This is a genomic window from Bacillus sp. JNUCC-22 (assembly GCF_018861275.1).
Classification (GTDB): domain Bacteria; phylum Bacillota; class Bacilli; order Bacillales; family Bacillaceae; genus Bacillus; species Bacillus velezensis.
Map to the genome: position 1 here is coordinate 3,480,984 of NZ_CP076408.1, position 15,622 is coordinate 3,496,605.

General features: G+C 45.6%; 19 protein-coding genes and 1 pseudogene. 5 read left to right on the forward strand and 15 right to left on the reverse strand.

From position 1 onward, the window contains the following. Window positions 1-80 precede the first annotated feature (80 nt). A complete protein-coding gene (locus tag JNUCC22_RS17025) occupies window positions 81-950 on the reverse strand; it encodes a stage II sporulation protein SpoIIQ (RefSeq protein WP_007407571.1) in 870 nt (289 codons plus the stop codon). 138 nt (window positions 951-1,088) lie between these two features. Between JNUCC22_RS17025 and JNUCC22_RS17030 the strand changes: the two genes are divergently transcribed. Together JNUCC22_RS17030 and JNUCC22_RS17035 are read left to right on the forward strand one after the other, a co-directional pair. Next, window positions 1,089-1,580 carry a GNAT family N-acetyltransferase gene (locus tag JNUCC22_RS17030; RefSeq protein WP_089072492.1) on the forward strand — a complete coding sequence of 164 codons (492 nt, stop codon included), beginning with the start codon at window positions 1,089-1,091 and terminating at the stop codon, window positions 1,578-1,580. Continuing rightward, a complete protein-coding gene (locus tag JNUCC22_RS17035; protein WP_007407573.1) occupies window positions 1,577-2,026 on the forward strand; it encodes a DUF5362 family protein in 450 nt (149 codons plus the stop codon). The genes JNUCC22_RS17030 and JNUCC22_RS17035 overlap by 4 nt, the downstream gene beginning before the upstream one ends. Window positions 2,027-2,057: 31 nt before the next feature. Here JNUCC22_RS17035 and JNUCC22_RS17040 read toward each other — a convergent pair whose 3' ends face one another. Next, window positions 2,058-2,495, reverse strand: coding sequence for a DUF5392 family protein (locus JNUCC22_RS17040; RefSeq protein WP_007407574.1), 438 nt, complete (start codon window positions 2,493-2,495; stop codon window positions 2,058-2,060). Window positions 2,496-2,715: 220 nt separating this feature from the next. On the opposite strand from JNUCC22_RS17040, the gene cls reads away from it, so the two are divergent. Then, a complete protein-coding gene (gene cls / locus JNUCC22_RS17045) occupies window positions 2,716-4,164 on the forward strand; it encodes a cardiolipin synthase (RefSeq protein ID WP_003151210.1) in 1,449 nt (482 codons plus the stop codon). A 136-nt stretch (window positions 4,165-4,300) separates the two neighbouring features. Further along, a complete protein-coding gene (locus tag JNUCC22_RS17050) occupies window positions 4,301-4,687 on the forward strand; it encodes a DUF5362 family protein (protein WP_007407576.1) in 387 nt (128 codons plus the stop codon). 37 nt (window positions 4,688-4,724) lie between these two features. Here JNUCC22_RS17050 and JNUCC22_RS19715 read toward each other — a convergent pair. After that, window positions 4,725-4,828, reverse strand: a pseudogene (locus tag JNUCC22_RS19715) (NAD(P)-dependent oxidoreductase); the annotation flags it as partial. Window positions 4,829-5,174: 346 nt separating this feature from the next. On the opposite strand from JNUCC22_RS19715, the gene xynA reads away from it, so the two are divergent. Further along, window positions 5,175-5,816 carry an endo-1,4-beta-xylanase XynA gene (xynA, locus tag JNUCC22_RS17055; protein WP_020956463.1) on the forward strand — a complete coding sequence of 214 codons (642 nt, stop codon included), beginning with the start codon at window positions 5,175-5,177 and terminating at the stop codon, window positions 5,814-5,816. Between the two features lie 330 nt (window positions 5,817-6,146). Here xynA and JNUCC22_RS17060 read toward each other — a convergent pair whose 3' ends face one another. The 12 genes from JNUCC22_RS17060 to JNUCC22_RS17115 all read right to left on the reverse strand — a co-directional run bounded on the left by JNUCC22_RS17060 (window position 6,147) and on the right by JNUCC22_RS17115 (window position 15,479). Then, the gene (locus JNUCC22_RS17060; protein ID WP_003151203.1) at window positions 6,147-6,551 is read right to left on the reverse strand and encodes an Rrf2 family transcriptional regulator; all 405 of its coding nucleotides are present in this window, start codon (window positions 6,549-6,551) and stop codon (window positions 6,147-6,149) included. A 141-nt stretch (window positions 6,552-6,692) separates the two neighbouring features. Further along, a complete protein-coding gene (gene ureC / locus JNUCC22_RS17065) occupies window positions 6,693-8,402 on the reverse strand; it encodes an urease subunit alpha (RefSeq protein ID WP_007407580.1) in 1,710 nt (569 codons plus the stop codon). Next, entirely contained in the window at window positions 8,399-8,773 is a 375-nt protein-coding gene (gene ureB / locus JNUCC22_RS17070) for an urease subunit beta (RefSeq protein ID WP_012118652.1), read from the reverse strand. Before ureB ends, ureC begins: the two co-directional genes overlap by 4 nt. Further along, window positions 8,770-9,087 (reverse strand): urease subunit gamma, encoded by a 318-nt coding sequence (ureA, locus tag JNUCC22_RS17075; protein WP_007407581.1) that lies wholly within the window; start codon window positions 9,085-9,087, stop codon window positions 8,770-8,772. The genes ureB and ureA overlap by 4 nt, the downstream gene beginning before the upstream one ends. A 353-nt stretch (window positions 9,088-9,440) precedes the next feature. Beyond that, window positions 9,441-9,629 (reverse strand): CsbD family protein, encoded by a 189-nt coding sequence (locus tag JNUCC22_RS17080; RefSeq protein ID WP_012118653.1) that lies wholly within the window; start codon window positions 9,627-9,629, stop codon window positions 9,441-9,443. 74 nt (window positions 9,630-9,703) lie between these two features. Then, window positions 9,704-10,183 carry a hypothetical protein gene (locus JNUCC22_RS17085; RefSeq protein ID WP_007407583.1) on the reverse strand — a complete coding sequence of 160 codons (480 nt, stop codon included), beginning with the start codon at window positions 10,181-10,183 and terminating at the stop codon, window positions 9,704-9,706. 122 nt (window positions 10,184-10,305) lie between these two features. Further along, window positions 10,306-11,436, reverse strand: coding sequence for a response regulator aspartate phosphatase (locus tag JNUCC22_RS17090; RefSeq protein WP_020956464.1), 1,131 nt, complete (start codon window positions 11,434-11,436; stop codon window positions 10,306-10,308). A gap of 190 nt (window positions 11,437-11,626) precedes the next feature. Beyond that, the gene (gene moaA / locus JNUCC22_RS17095; RefSeq protein ID WP_007407585.1) at window positions 11,627-12,652 is read right to left on the reverse strand and encodes a GTP 3',8-cyclase MoaA; all 1,026 of its coding nucleotides are present in this window, start codon (window positions 12,650-12,652) and stop codon (window positions 11,627-11,629) included. Between the two features lie 17 nt (window positions 12,653-12,669). Beyond that, a complete protein-coding gene (gene fdhD, locus JNUCC22_RS17100; RefSeq protein WP_007407586.1) occupies window positions 12,670-13,458 on the reverse strand; it encodes a formate dehydrogenase accessory sulfurtransferase FdhD in 789 nt (262 codons plus the stop codon). A gap of 94 nt (window positions 13,459-13,552) precedes the next feature. Then, on the reverse strand, window positions 13,553-13,717 hold the full coding sequence (locus tag JNUCC22_RS17105; protein ID WP_007407587.1) for a hypothetical protein: 165 nt from the start codon (window positions 13,715-13,717) through the stop codon (window positions 13,553-13,555). A gap of 85 nt (window positions 13,718-13,802) precedes the next feature. After that, window positions 13,803-14,483, reverse strand: coding sequence for a VWA domain-containing protein (locus tag JNUCC22_RS17110; protein ID WP_012118657.1), 681 nt, complete (start codon window positions 14,481-14,483; stop codon window positions 13,803-13,805). Between the two features lie 309 nt (window positions 14,484-14,792). After that, entirely contained in the window at window positions 14,793-15,479 is a 687-nt protein-coding gene (locus JNUCC22_RS17115; RefSeq protein ID WP_038460165.1) for a VWA domain-containing protein, read from the reverse strand. Window positions 15,480-15,622 lie beyond the last annotated feature (143 nt).

A 15,622-nucleotide genomic window follows, 5' to 3' on the forward strand; every position in this document is an offset into this window, starting at 1 on the left:
TTCGTTTTCTACTAGTATAAAGGCACATGCGGCAATATGAAAAGCGCCTATCTGAGCTGATAGGCGCTTTGGGATCAAGATTACTTGCCCGAATCTTTCATTGAGCCGTCATCTTTACCATCTGTCTTGTCTTTTGTGCCGTCCTCTTTGTCACCTGGTTTTTCTTCGGTTTCTTTTTTAGGCGTCACATCTTTTTTCTCGGAAGACTGCTGAATTGACCCTTCCGTTTCTTCTGTCACAGCGTTTTTCTCTTCAGCCGCCGCTTTTTCAATAGATGTTACCGGCTTGTCCATAAAATTGAGCGGGTTCATCGCTACGCCGTCCTTGCGGATTTCAAAGTGCACGTGATTTCCGCTTTCTTCACTGTAAAGGTTTTTTCCGGATTTACCGATGACCTGGTTCTGCTTTACTTTGTCGCCCTGATCCACGCTGACTTCAGATAAAGACTGATAGACAGTAGACAGGCCGTCTGAGTGTTCAATTTCAACCACATATCCCAGTACCGGGTCTTTAGCAGCTTTAACAACCGTACCGCTCAGAGAAGCAGAAACATCAAATGATTTTCCGTCTTTCTCAGCTAAGTCAATTCCTTTACTGAGGCTGTACGTGTTATTATAGTTAACAAGTGCTGCTTCTTTCTCTTTTTTTGCGGCATCAGTTTCATAAAACTTTTTCACAACAGAAACATTTTCAGAATGAGCAGCCGGCATTGCGACGTTTTCCATTGACTTGCCTACTTCGACGGCATCGTCTTTGCCGCTGTCATACGCGGAGTTTCCGCCGTTGTTCGTCAGATTGTCCTTCACATCATTCGAAACGGATTGATACCAAAGGACAGCTGTTAAAATGACGGCCGCACTGACTAAGTAGATTGCAGGGAATATCCAGCGTTTGCGAAAAAACCGCTGAAGTTTTTTGACTTGAGAAGTTTTCTTTTCTTCCTCTCTCATTTGTTCATCACCTCAGCAACATTCTGAACACTTTTCTGAAAATATATACACATCCATAAAAAACTTTTTTGGAAATAGTATGTGCAGATTGCACTTGATTATGTAATAAAATGTGAAGGGAGATCCCGGAATATGAATTTGACCCTGCGCAAAGCCGTATTGGAGGATTTAGATGCGGTGGTGGCCATATACAACTCGACGATTGCCTCACGAATGGTAACGGCTGATACGGAAGAAGTGACGCCCGAAGACCGGATGGATTGGTTTCTGCGGCACACGGACCGGCGCCCGCTGATGGTCGCGGAAGATGAGACCGGCAAAGTGGCGGCCTGGATCAGCTTTGAAACGTTTTACGGCCGTCCGGCCTATGACAAAACGGCGGAGATCAGCATCTATCTGCATCAGGATTGCCGCGGCAAAGGAGCAGGAAGCTTTTTGCTGAAAGAAGCCCTGGCACTCGCTCCGGCAATCGGCATCCGCAGCCTGATGGCTTTTATCTTCGGACATAATGTGCCGAGCATTAAGCTGTTTGAAAAATTCGGTTTTACCGAATGGGGCGTATTCCCGGGTATCGCCGAAATGGACGGAAAACGATATGACTTGAACATTTTAGGGAGAGAACTGTCATGATCACCATCGATAAAGACAAAGACGAAAACCAGCCGCTCAATAAAAAAGCCCGTTCCCTTGCCGACATCGCCAAATGGGGAAAGATCACCGCCGTGTTTCTGATCATCACGGGCTCTCTTTCCGCTCTGTCAGCCATTGTGACGCTGCTTGGAGCCATTCCGGGGGTTCTGCTCATCATTTCCGGCGTCATGCTGATGCGCTCGGCAAAAGCGGCTGCCGCCCTTCAGGAAGGACTAGAAGAAAACGCGGAAGAAAATATGCTTGCACATTACGCGTCATTTATCAAAATGCAGTTTTTTTACGCGGCATCCAGTGTGGTATTGGGCATTCTTGCTTTTATTTTAGTCGTCATCTTCGCTGTCATCGGAATTATCGCTTATCACAGCACTGATACGTATGACACGCCTGATTCATATTACTATGAGAACGACCCGGTGTTTGAATGACAAAAAGAGCTGATCGCGCGTCAGCTCTTTTTTAATAAAGCATTTCTTTTTTCCGGTCTTCTTCCGTTAAAAATTCAATAAAGCTCTTCATCGCAGACGGCTCCTCGGCAATCAGCCGGGTATAGGCGCTTTTCCGTTCCTCGGACAGAATGTCGCTTTTTCTGATTCTGTTCAGCATATAAAGGCGGATCGTTTTTTGCACCTGTTTCCGCTGATGGCCGGCTTCCTTAAAAAACGCAAGACCCAGAGCCGCAAGGAGGGCAAAAATGCCGGCCGATACGAGAGCTCCTCTCCCGGAAGGGGCCTGAATCAAAAGCGATGCCAGATGAAACAGACTAAAAGCGGCGAGCGGGAAAGCAAGAAAACGGTAAATGATGCTTTTTTTCATCAGCGGCGCGATGGCGATTTGTATTTTCTGAATTTCTTTTTTTATGAATCCCGGCAATTGTTCCGCATGCTCCAGCTTCATGCCCTCTCCCCTTTGCTGTCATTTTTGTCTTCTTTTTCATATATGCATATTTTACCGCACCCGGAACTTTCTTTGAAAGAAAACTGCATTCATCTTTGATTCCGGCTCTTTATTCTTTCAAAATGTCAATGTTATAATTTGAAATGGGAATCAGATTGCTGCACTTGTCGGAATACTAATGGGCACAGTCTTGATAAATATGATATAGCGGGGTTGCAAAGTGAGCATTTCATTTATTTTATTCGGATTTTTTTTCGTTTTAAATATACTTTTGGCCGTCATCATGATTTTCAAAGAAAGACGCGATGCCAGCGCTTCATGGGCTTGGCTCTTGGTTCTTTTTTTTATTCCCATTTTAGGGTTTATTTTATACCTGTTATTCGGCCATAACCTGAGACGCAAGCATCTGTTTCAGTGGGAAGACCGTAAAAAAATCGGGATAGAAAAGCTGCTGAAGTTTCAGCTGAAAGATCTGAAGTCGAGGCAATTCCAATTTAACAACAGGGCGACTGTGGATAATAAAGACCTCATCTATATGCTTGTCATGAACAACCACGCAGTCTTTACAGAGGATAATTCGGTGGAGATTTTGACGGACGGGCGCGATAAGTTCAAACGCTTAATGAAGGACATTTCCAACGCAAAAGATCACATTCACCTTCAATACTATATTTATAAAGGTGATGAACTGGGAAAAAAATTGCGCGATGCCTTAGTGAAAAAAGCACGCGAAGGCGTAAAAGTCAGAGTGTTATATGATGAACTCGGTTCAAGATCACTCAGAAAAAAATTCTTCAAACCGCTGCGGGACGCCGGCGGCCATGTGGAAGTCTTTTTTCCTTCCAGGCTTCGTCCGATTAATTTGCGGCTCAATTATCGGAATCACCGCAAGCTCGTCATCATTGACGGCGAAACCGGCTATGTCGGCGGCTTTAACGTCGGAGATGAATATCTCGGCCTGAATCCGAAATTCGGCTACTGGCGCGATACGCACCTCAGGCTTCAAGGCACGGCGGTACACGCCATTCAGACACGGTTTATCCTCGATTGGAACCAAGCCTCCCATCATCATACGCTCACATACGTTCCGAATCATTTTCCGGAATGCGAGCCGAAGGGCAATGTCGGGATGCAGATTGTCACGAGCGGACCGGACTCAGAATGGGAACAAATTAAAAACGGCTATATCAAGATGATCTCAACGGCCAAACGGTCAATCCTGATTCAGACGCCTTACTTTATTCCTGACTCAAGTCTTTTAGATGCCCTCAGGATCGCCTGTCTGTCAGGCATCGACGTCAAAATCATGATTCCGAACAAGCCGGATCACGCTTTCGTTTACTGGGCGACTTTATCTTACATCGGCGATCTTTTGAAAGCCGGAGCCTCAGTCTACATTTACGATAACGGCTTTATTCATGCAAAAACGATTGTCGTCGATGATGAGACGGCTTCAGTCGGTACGGCGAATATCGACGTCAGAAGCTTCAGACTTAATTTTGAAGTCAACGCCTTTATTTATGACGTCACCATTGCGAAAAAACTCATTTCCTCATTTAAAGAAGATCTGCTCGTCTCCAGAAAATATACGTATGAAGAATATCAGGAGCGTTCGCTGCGGATCCGCATTAAAGAATCGATTTCAAGACTTCTTTCGCCGATTTTGTAATTCCCGGGGTGTTTTCTCGGGAATTTTCTGATATAAAAACGGACACGGCATGAAAAAACACATTTTATATTCAAAAGAATGACCGAATAGTGTATAAATGAAAAGTGAGTATTTTTTTGTAAAGGAGTGCCATAGTTTGAAACCTGAATCAGTGAATCGTTCGCTTATTTCTATTTCGAAATGGGGAAAAGCGACAGGTATTTTATTTATTATCGTGGGTGCGTTTGCGGCGCTGTCGGGCGCGTTTTTCTTTTTAATCGGAGCCATTCCCGGCGTTCTGCAGATCATTGCCGGCATTTTTCTGATGCGCTCGGCAAATGAAGCGGGACAGATGGCGGAGCAGTTCAATGAACTGACAGAGGAACATATGCTGGAGAATTATGCAAAGTTCGTGAAAATGCAGGGGATCTACCTGATTGTGACGGTCGGCTTGTCCGTTCTCGGTATCGTTCTCTTCATTGTCCTCATGACGCTCGGCATCGTGGACGGCGTGTTTAATAATATTGATGCCAATACATATTAAAAAGGAAAATCCCGGCGCATCCGCCCGGGATTTTTTCTTATTCCGCTTCTTCAATAACGGTAAAGCGTTCGTTTTTGTGCTTCGGATTATCCAATTCGTTCAATACGACGATGGCATAATGGCGCAGCTGATGCAGCTGTCTGCAAATATTCTTTCAGACATTCCGGCTTCAGCTCAAAAAAGTTTATTCAAATAAAGCTTTTCCTCAGAGTTTCAACTGAAATCACTCAATTGTTCGACTGTTCCTGATCAGGTTTAGAAGCAAGAATTGTGATTCTGCAAAATAAGGATAAAAGCCCTGATGGAACAAGACCACTTATCATACAGTTTTTTGGGTCTTTGTAATTAAATTACAATTGTTCTTAATATTCACTCATGTATTCATGCTATTATATTGAAAGGAACGATCAAAAGCGTTGGCGTTCGTTAAATATTTACGAGTGCTGCCTCATGTCAAAGTCAGAAAAAATAGTATAGGAGGTAACATATGTTTAAGTTTAAAAAGAAATTCTTAGTTGGATTAACGGCAGCTTTCATGAGTATCAGCATGTTTTCGGCAACCGCCTCTGCAGCTGGTACAGATTACTGGCAAAATTGGACTGATGGGGGCGGAACAGTAAACGCAGTCAATGGATCTGGCGGGAATTACAGTGTTAATTGGTCTAATACCGGAAATTTCGTTGTTGGTAAAGGCTGGACTACAGGCTCGCCATTTAGAACAATAAACTATAATGCCGGAGTCTGGGCGCCGAATGGCAATGGATATTTGACTTTATATGGCTGGACGAGAGCACCTCTCATCGAATATTATGTAGTGGATTCATGGGGTACTTACAGACCTACCGGAACGTATAAAGGTACTGTAAACAGTGATGGAGGTACATATGACATATATACAACGACACGTTATAACGCACCTTCCATTGATGGCGATAACACTACTTTTACGCAGTACTGGAGTGTTCGCCAGTCGAAGAGACCGACCGGAAGCAACGCTGCAATCACTTTCAGCAATCATGTTAACGCATGGAAGAGCCATGGAATGAATCTGGGCAGTAATTGGGCTTATCAAGTCTTAGCGACAGAAGGATATAAAAGCAGCGGAAGTTCTAATGTAACAGTGTGGTAACAGCTCATCTTTAATTAGGGGCAGCTAACGGGCTGCTGATCGTTCCTAGAGAAATTTTATAATGATTGTTAAGAGGCGAACGGTTTTGGCATTGCTGGAGGCAGGGTATCATTTTTTGTTTAACTAGCTCACAGCTGACACCTTCACATAAGTCTTAAGCAAAATATAAATATCCCGGTAACCACCTCCTTTAGTTTCGAAGGATTTCTTCATTAAACAGATCGCAATCCGCATCCAGGCTTGTCTGAATATGGAGCCAAAACCGTGATTTCCTCATTATAACTTGTAACTATTTTTGTTACACATATAGCGGCATGAACCCATCTCTTTTTAACAAAAGAGATGATTCATTACATCATAAAGGGACTTGCTCGCAAGTTCATTCTCCATTGCCCGCTGTACGCTTCCGAACGTCTCATCGAGCGCGCGCTGAATATTTTTGCCGACCGGACAGTCGGGGTTCGGATTGTCGTGAACCGCAAAAAGCTCTTCCTTATTCTGCACCGCCCTGTAAACCTCTAAGAGGGTGATCTCCGACGGATCTTTTTTCAGGCTGGCTCCCGGAACACCCGCTCGGGATGTCAGAATACCCGCTTTTTTCAGCTGGCTGATCGTTCTCCGCACGACGACGGGATTAGTGTTTACGCTGCCCGCAATCATATCCGATGACGCCCGTTCATCCGTTGAGATCAGCGATAGAATGTGAATGGCCACAGCAAGACGGCTGTTAATCATGTTTTTCACCACCGTTGTAACCGCAATAGTTACATTTCATTTGTTTGTCAACTACTAATATACACTAAAACGGGCGGCAGGATGAAATCAAGTTGGCAATAGAGGTGTAAACAGGCCGGCGGGAAACCGGCCGAAGAGGGATTAAAATAAGAAATAACGCTGTCCGAGCGGAACATAGCTGACGGGCTGGCATGCCAGCTCTTCTCCGTCGGCGAACACCTGATAGGTTTTCGGATCGACTTGTATATTCGGCATCGCGTCATTCAGCTTCATGTCGAGCTTACTCAGCTTACGGATATTCCGTACGGGAGAAATCATTTTTTCAAGGCCGAGCTTTTCCGGCACACCGTTTGCGATACCGGCCTGGGACATAAATGTAATAGAGGTATTTCGGTTTGCTTTACCGTATGATGCGTACATCTGCCGCATAAACACGGGCTCAGGCGTCGGAATGGAAGCATTCGGATCTCCCATCTGGGCGCGGGCGATCATGCCGCCTTTGAGCACAAGTTCAGGTTTGACGCCGAAGAAAACCGGGTCCCATAGTACAAGGTCGGCGAGCTTTCCTTTTTCAACGGAACCGACTTCATGGCTCAGGCCGTGAGTGACGGCCGGGTTGATCGTGTATTTGGCGATATAGCGTTTGGCGCGCACATTGTCATTGCCGTTTTCTCCTGATAGAGCGCCGCGCTGTTTTTTCATTTTATCGGCCACCTGCCATGTCCGGATAATCACTTCTCCCACCCTGCCCATCGCCTGCGAGTCAGATGACGTCATGCTGATCGCGCCGATATCGTGCAGAATATCCTCCGCCGCAATGGTGGCCGCTCTGATGCGTGAATGACTGAACGCCACGTCTTCAGGCACTTTTGAATCTAAATGATGGCAGACCATCATCATATCAAGATGCTCGTCCATCGTGTTGACGGTATACGGGATCGTCGGCGTCGTAGAGGACGGCAGGATATTGGCGTAAGATGCGAGTTTCATAATATCCGGTGCGTGGCCTCCGCCGGCTCCCTCTATGTGATATGTATGGATAACCCGGTCGCCGATCGCATCAAGCGTATTTTCTAAAAAGCCCGCTTCATTTATCGTGTCTGTATGGATTGCCACCTGAATGTCCGCCTCATCCGCCGCTTCCATGCAAGCTTTAATGGCGCTTGGCGTTGATCCCCAATCTTCATGCAGCTTCAGGCCGATCGCGCCTGCTTCCACCTGCTCGATCAGCGGCGCTTTATCGGATGCATTCCCTTTTCCTAAGAAACCGACGTTGATCGGAAACTCCTCGGCCGCTTCCAGCATTCTCGACATGTACCATGCACCGGATGTACAAGTCGTCGCTTTACTTCCCGTCGCAGGACCCGTTCCGCCGCCGAGAAGCGTGGTCACGCCTGAAGAAAGCGCGACTTCCATCTGCTGCGGGCAGATAAAGTGGATATGCGTATCCACCCCGCCGGCCGTTACGATTTTCCCTTCGCCGGAAATGACTTCTGTTCCGGCACCGATAATCATGTGCGGGTCCACCCCATCCATAATATCAGGGTTGCCGCTTTTTCCGACGCCGACAATCCGGCCGTCCTTCACCCCGATATCCGCCTTGACGATTCCGGTATAATCCAGGATAACCGCGTTTGTAATGACCAGATCAAGCGCTCCGTCTTTCCCGGTGATACGCCCGTTCTGCCCCATGCCGTCCCGGATTGTTTTCCCTCCGCCGAAAATCATTTCTTCACCGTAATTCGTGAAATCTTTTTCGACTTCAATCCATAAATCCGTATCTCCGAGTCTGACTTTGTCTCCCGTTGTCGGTCCGAACAGTTCTGCGTATTGCTCACGTGACATTTTCATCGGATCGCCTCCTCCATCCATCCGGCTTTTTTAAGATTTGACAGAGTCTTCTCTTTTCCCCGCTCATCCATATACGTATCGGCCATGCCGTTGAGACCTCTGACCGTTTTTCGCCCTCCGATTTCCACGAGCGTGACGGTTTTCTCTTCTCCCGGTTCAAAACGGACAGATGTGCCTGACGGGATATCAAGGCGCATGCCGATTGCTTTGTCCCGATTGAAGGAAAGGGCGCCGTTGGCTTCGGCAAAATGAAAATGCGATCCTACCTGCACTGACCGTGTTCCGTTATTGGTGACTGACACCTCCAGCGTCTTCCGGCCTTCGTTAATGGTGATGATCCCCTTTGCGACTTGAATCGCTCCCGGCTTCATGACTTCACCTCCGCCTTGATCGGCTGATGAACGGTGACAAGCTTAACCCCGTCCGGGAACGTCGCTTCCACCTGAATGCTGTCCAGCATTTCCGGAACGCCTTCCATAACGTCTTTTTCCGTCAATACATTGCGGCCGGATTCCATCAGCTCAGCAACGCTTTTTCCGTCTCTCGCGCCTTCCATCAGATAACAGGTCAAATATGCGGCGGCTTCGGGATAATTCAGCAGAACGCCGCGCGCCTTCCGCTGCTTAGCGAGCTCTCCCGCCGTAAAAATAAGCAATTTTTCTTGTTCAACCGGTGTCAGTTTCATCTGTATTCCCCCTTAGTGATAGTCAAACACAATCCGCATGGTCATACCGAAACGATGCAGGCGGCCGTCACCCCCTTCACCTCATGAAATGTTAAGTGATAAAAGTTATTCGACGGTGAACGACCCGATTCCTTTTGCAGAAATTACCGATTTCTCATTTTTTTCTTCAACAAACGTTTAATCAAATGTGAAGAAAGGTTACATTCTTTGTGAATATTATAAAGAAATCGCCGGTGAATTTATAGAATATTTAAAAATTTAGTGAATATTAACCAAATGAACTGGAATTTTTGTCATTTCTCATAACAAAAAGCCCAAAATATTTTGGGCTTTTGCTGTGTTTCACTATCAAATTAATCATCACTGAGTTTATCTTTCGTTTTGCCGACACCCTTTTGCAGGCTGCCTTTCGCTTTGTCTTTTTTACCTTCCGCTTTTAAGTCGGACTTGTTTGCCATGTCGCCTGCTTTGTCCTTTGCTTCCCCTTTCATTTTGTTCATGCCGCCTTTTACTTTGTCTTTTAAACCGTTATCTTGACTCATGATCTCTTCAGCTCCTTTTTTGTTCTGTGTACTTGTTTTCTTCCCTTTCAGCCTGATAGCAAACATGTAAACTCTCAATTATTGATTTCACAGCGTTCCCCGTAGCGGAGCACTTTGTAAACAGCCAATCCGTCTGACAGCTTATTATCCCCGTATTGCACCGGCAGAAGGGCAAAGAAAACATAATAAGTTGAAAAATAGACAAATTGGTAAAAAAATAAGTTTGGCTCAAGGACATCTTTTATGATCAGCAGATTTATTAAAAAGATAGAAGCGAGATTAAACAGACAGCCTCCGGAATAGACGAGCGCGCTCGTCAGACGGTTATCTATCCGCAATTCGCCGAACTTGCAGAAAGAATCTATGAAGTAGATACGCCGAACCTGAATCGGCCCTACTTTTAAAAGACGTTTCCCCATTCCGATATCCAATGATGCCTTGCCTCCGAACAGCATGGCCATAAAGCTGTGACCCGACACATGGATGACAGACACCATCGGCAGAATGATGAGAAATGATACGAAAAACTTTATCATATCATTGAATCCGAACAACAAATCCCTCCTTCCCATCATACTTTTTTCTCTCTTTTGCGATTTTTCCGTTTTTTTCTATGGTCAAACGTTATGATGTGCATAAAAAAATAACCATCTGCTGATCAGATGGTTAAGAAAAATTATATATCGTATAAACACTGTTCTTTTTGAATGTTTTCTCTCATGCGAATCGCTTTTTCATAAAAATACGCCGCTTCTTTATATTGCTCATGTGCGCTCGTGTAAACGGCGGCCTCTAAGGCGAAATCTTCAATATACACATACAGCGATTTTTCATTCATATAGTCAAACACTTCATGGATTAAATCCATATTGAGTGACTCCAAATAAAGCGCTTGTAAAAACTTATATTTCTCTAAACTGAATCGGTCGCCCCGTTCTTTCGCGATCATAACCCCTCTTTCATAATAGGTAAGGGCCGCTTGGTCATCACGCAGCCTGAAAAGGGTGTGCGTTAAGCTGAACAGCGCCTTCGGAAGCTGTTCAAGCTGATGCTCTTCAAAAACGGGAACCGCTTTTCTAAAGTACCGGGCCGCTTCATCCAGATCCCGCTTTTCAGAATAACAATTCCCCAGATTGTAAAGCGAAGACCCGATCAGGCGGGGTTGTCCTTCAAGCAAAGAAAGGCGGAGGGCTTCGTCTAAATGCTCAAGCGCTTTGTCGTAGTTTTTGCAGTCGATGTAGTTTCCTGAGATGACGAAATGGCATTGAATTCTCCGCACTCTGTAGAAATCGTGTTTCATATACGTATCCAGCGCCTGAATCCCGTGATTCATGGAAAAATGAGTCTGCTTCATGACATAAAACACTTCAGACATCTTGAAATGGAATTCCGCCCTCTCTATATCATCCTCGACAAATGAAAGGAGTTTTTCCGCTTTCCGGTAAAAAGAAATAGCCGCAACATAGTTATTGTGATCGAATTCATACATTCCTCTGAACAAATGGAAATAATACTCAGACAGTCCCGATATGCTGTCCGTGCTTTCGATCGTCTTTTGCAGCTCGCTGTACTGAATCTGTGATTGTTCGGTGCATTCCGGCTTGACGTAATCAAGCATAATATGATGGCGGTAGCTGATCAGCTGATAATATAACAGCAGCAGCTGGTCTTCCTCCATACGTTGTATATCCTCATCAATTTCCTCTTTCAGCTTTATGGCATCAGCCGCTTGAAACGCTAAAATGTGCTTGTACCATTTGTTGATCTTGACTCCAACTTGAGATGACGGAATCTCGTATGCGGTCATGCCCCTTTCACAACCTTTTCTAATTTCTATTGGTTATATTTTAACATATTGTATGGCTTTGGAATTGCATAACTTGATTGTCCTGCATCAAAATTCCTATCATATATTTCGGCTGTCACCGGTATTTTTTGAACAGACCGCTCTCATATAGTGAATAAAAAAGCCTGCCCTTGTCCGGGCAAGCTTTTCTTCATCCGCCTATATAAGACATTTCCACTTTCTTTTTCCCATCCGTTTTAGAAAGCGCGCGGTCAATTGAATACTGATCCGTGCGATTTCTCCAGACAGAAGCGATGGATTCCGTCAATTCATCATCGGTCAGACCGCCGCGCACGAGTTTCCGAACATCATAGCCGCTTGACGCAAACAGGCACGTAAACAGCTCGCCTCTCGCCGACAGGCGCGCTCTGTTGCAGGAGGCGCAGAATGCATCCGAGACGGAGGAAATCACGCCGATTTCGCCGGAACCGTCAAGATAGCGGAACCTGGAAGCGACCTCTCCTTTATAATTCGCTTCTATCGGCTCCGTCGGCATGTGCTGGTTGATCAGATCAATAATCTCTGCCTTCGTGATCACATCTTTTTTATTCCATTGATTCGTATTGCCTACATCCATAAATTCAATAAACCGGAGAATATGACCCTTTTCTTTAAAATAGCGGGCCATCGGCAGGATATCTTTTTCATTGACGCCCTTTTGAACAACCATGTTGATTTTCACACCGAGTCCGGCCGCTTTTGCCGCCTCAATGCCCTCAAGCACCTTGTTCACCGAAACCCCGCGGCCGTTAATGGCCTTAAACCGCTCATCCTCTAAAGAATCGAGGCTGACTGTCACGCGATGCAGCCCCGCCTGCTTCAGTTTTTCCGCATACACGGGAAGCAGAGAGCCGTTTGTCGTCATCGCGATATCTTTAAGTCCGGGGATGCGCGCAAGTTTTTTGATCAATTCAGGCATATCTTTTCTCATGAGCGGCTCTCCGCCCGTCAGCCTGATTTTTTCAACGCCGAAGCGGCCGACAAACAGCTTCGCAAGCCGCTCAAGCTCCTCGAAGGAGAGCAATTCCGTCTTTTTTAAAAATGGATAATCCGGTCCGAATAATTCGGCTGGCATACAGTACGTGCATCTGAAGTTGCAGCGGTCGGTTACAGAGATACGAAGATCCCTGAGCGGCCTTTCCCTTTTGTCTGTCACCCGGCGCGTTTCTGTATTCATAAGCCCAAGACCCCTTTCTATTGTTCAACCCGTTCAGGATGTGTGTATACGTTAAATGATCCGTTTCTGACAAAACCTATCGCGGTTATGTTCAGCTCTTCCGCCATTTGCAGCGCGAGCTCCGTCGGCGCCGATTTTGAAATGACAATCGACACGCCGATTTTTGCGGCTTTTAATAAAACCTCTGAGGAAATCCGGCCGCTGAAGACGATCAGCTTGTCACGGACCGGCATTCCGTTTTTCAAACAGCAGCCGTACAGCTTATCCAGCGCGTTGTGGCGCCCGATGTCCGTCCTCATGAAGAGCAGCTTTTCCGTATCGCACAGCGCCGCATTATGGACGCCGCCCGTTTCCTGGAAGGTGCCGCTTCCTCTTTGCATCTCCTTCATCAGGCGAAGGCACGTCTCAGGAGTTATAGTGATACGGCTGACGGCGGTTTTGGCCGTTTTCACATCCTGCTGAAAGTAAAAATGGCGGCCTTTCCCGCAGCATGAACCGATGACCCTCTTCGTATAGTCTTTTTGCTCAAGCACTCCGGGATTCGTCAGTTCAACATATGCAAACCCGAGACTTTCATCTATAGTAAAGCTTTTGATTTCTTTTTCAAAACGAATGACGCCTTCTGATGCGAGAAATCCGATGACGAGTTCCTCTAAATGGTCAGGCGTGCAGACGAGCGTAACAAATTCCTGTCCGTTCACCATGACGGTCAGCGGATACTCTGAAACCATCCGATCTGCCGTCTTTGTTAATACCCCTTTTTCATAGCGGTATATGTCTCTAACCGCTGTTGTTTTTTCATCCACTGTTTTCCCCTCCGCAGTATCCTTCTCTTTTATTCTTCCACAATCCCTGTATTTTGTCGAATTTGCGGTTTAAAAAAAGAGCCCTCTTAGGACTCTATGTTTCATTGCGATGATGTCTGCTCAGAATGGTGAATAAAATAACTGCGGCGATAATGGCCAATATACTGACGAATATGAAGGCGGCAAGCTTCAGAAAAATTCCCATCAGAACAAAAACGACTGCCGCCAGCACTAATATAATGCCTGCTCCTTTTAACAACAGCGTTCATCTCCTTTTATCCGTATCATTCCCGCGGTTCCGTTTTCTAAACAAAAAAGACGCCGCGCGGGCGTCCTTTTTTAACCTATTCTTTTGCTAAATCCTTTGCAGCGTCTTCCCAAGCCTGTTTGAACTCGTCCGCGCTGTCAGCTGAGACATATGTGCCGCCTCCCGCTTCCGCCGCTTTTTCAAGGCTTTCGCTTCCTTTCATGCCGAAGTTGAAGCCGATGATATTGACGATCGTGTTGACGTTCGCTTTACGGAGCTTTTGAATTTCGGCCTGAGGATTACCGCCGCATGTTTCTTCACCGTCTGTGATCAGATATACGACGTTTTTCCCTGTGGCGCCGGCCCGCTCAAATTCTTCACGCGTATCAGAAAGCGCTTTCGCTATCGGTGTCCAGCCGGTCGGTTTAATCTTGCTGAGTGATTGCTCAAATGGAGTCACGGCGTACGGCTGAAGGCCGTATAACGTTTCTGTCGCATTACATGATACGGCTTTGCCTGAGTTTTTATTATTGCCCTTATGCCCGAATACCCGAAGCATCAGATTCGTGTCTTCAGGAAGAACTTCCGCAAAAGAAGTGACAGACTCTTTCGCAACATCTATTTTACGCTCTCCCCCTGTTTTTTGTATCATGCTTCCGCTTGCATCAAACAGCACAGCAACGTTTGTTTCTTCGTGCTTTTTCTCAGCTGCAAAAACAGGTGATCCGAGTGAAAGCGTCAAAAGTCCGACAATCCCCGCAGTGAACATTTTTTTCATTTCCTTCATTCCTCTCCGTTTGTTTTTGGCCGATGGGCCCCCGGCTCTTCTCTATGCTAGATGACGAGTATGCAAAAAGATATAGGGCGGGATTCCTTTTGTATAAGCGGCTGTACGCCGTTAAAAATGAACAGAATTATGCGCATCATCCTAAAAAGATTGGATAAATGATGACAGATTTAATGCCTTTTTCGCCCTTTTTGTAATATAAGTCCGGAATCTGATTCTTTTTACAGTTTTCTCTTCATCTTTTCTTGAAATTTTTGTTAAATAAAAATAAAAAAAAGGGCCGATAAACGGCACCTTTTCTTATTCCGCTAATGAACTCGCTGCCATTGTAAAGATGCGGTTCATATCCTTTTGGCTGTGAGCTTCGTAATATTTTCCTCCGCCCGCTTTGGCAATCTCGTGAAGCTGGCCGTTGAAGCCTTCCTTAAAGTCAAAGCCGATCACGTTGACTTTAATATGCTGTTTACGAAGTTCTTTCGCTGTCTTAACAGGATCTCCTCCGCATGTCTCCTCGCCGTCCGTCAACAGGAAAACGGATTTACTGCCTAGTTTGTGCAAACCGGTAAAGGAAGCCTTCGCATCCTCTAATGCTTTTGCAATCGGTGTCCAGCCCGTAGGCCCGATTCCGTTAAGAGAGTTAAGGAAGCTCTGTCTGTCAAACCTTTGGAATCCATACACACCGCGAATGGATTCACAAGATTGAACCTTTCCGGAGTTTTTATTATTGCCTTCCGAACCGAAAACTGTCATTCTGACCTGTGATTTAGATTTAATTTGATCCGCAAAACGGACAATTTCTTCTTTTGCCATGTTGTATTTAGAAACACCGTCAATCCGTTTTGCCATACTGCCGCTCGCATCAAGTAAAATGGCGGTATTGTTTTTAAATGAAAGAGTCTTCTCGTTTGCATTCTCGGCAGCAAAAGCAGGAGATGCAACAGTCAGCATCAATCCGAGCATGAGTATGAGTGAAAATGTTTTTTTCATTGCTTTTTCCCCTTTTCAATAGATTTACGTTCAACGCCGAACAATATTTATCGTAAATGAGATGAAAAGGGAAATAAATAGGACGGCGTTCCTCATTATTTTTGCGTATATTCACATAGAAGCGGCATTTTTATCAGTGATTT

Coding starts and splice junctions, on each gene's coding strand:
- JNUCC22_RS17025 (WP_007407571.1), bottom strand. CDS start 950: ATGAGAGAGGAAGAAAAGAAAACTTCTCAAGTCAAAAAACTTCAGCGG.
- JNUCC22_RS17035 (WP_007407573.1), top strand. CDS start 1,577: ATGATCACCATCGATAAAGACAAAGACGAAAACCAGCCGCTCAATAAA.
- ureC (WP_007407580.1), bottom strand. CDS start 8,402: ATGAAAATGTCACGTGAGCAATACGCAGAACTGTTCGGACCGACAACG.
- ureA (WP_007407581.1), bottom strand. CDS start 9,087: ATGAAACTGACACCGGTTGAACAAGAAAAATTGCTTATTTTTACGGCG.
- JNUCC22_RS17115 (WP_038460165.1), bottom strand. CDS start 15,479: ATGAAAAAAACATTTTCACTCATACTCATGCTCGGATTGATGCTGACT.
- ureB (WP_012118652.1), bottom strand. CDS start 8,773: ATGAAGCCGGGAGCGATTCAAGTCGCAAAGGGGATCATCACCATTAAC.
- JNUCC22_RS17040 (WP_007407574.1), bottom strand. CDS start 2,495: ATGAAGCTGGAGCATGCGGAACAATTGCCGGGATTCATAAAAAAAGAA.
- JNUCC22_RS17060 (WP_003151203.1), bottom strand. CDS start 6,551: ATGATTAACAGCCGTCTTGCTGTGGCCATTCACATTCTATCGCTGATC.
- JNUCC22_RS17110 (WP_012118657.1), bottom strand. CDS start 14,483: ATGAAAAAAATGTTCACTGCGGGGATTGTCGGACTTTTGACGCTTTCA.
- JNUCC22_RS17090 (WP_020956464.1), bottom strand. CDS start 11,436: ATGACCGCATACGAGATTCCGTCATCTCAAGTTGGAGTCAAGATCAAC.
- moaA (WP_007407585.1), bottom strand. CDS start 12,652: ATGAATACAGAAACGCGCCGGGTGACAGACAAAAGGGAAAGGCCGCTC.
- JNUCC22_RS17080 (WP_012118653.1), bottom strand. CDS start 9,629: ATGAGTCAAGATAACGGTTTAAAAGACAAAGTAAAAGGCGGCATGAAC.
- xynA (WP_020956463.1), top strand. CDS start 5,175: ATGTTTAAGTTTAAAAAGAAATTCTTAGTTGGATTAACGGCAGCTTTC.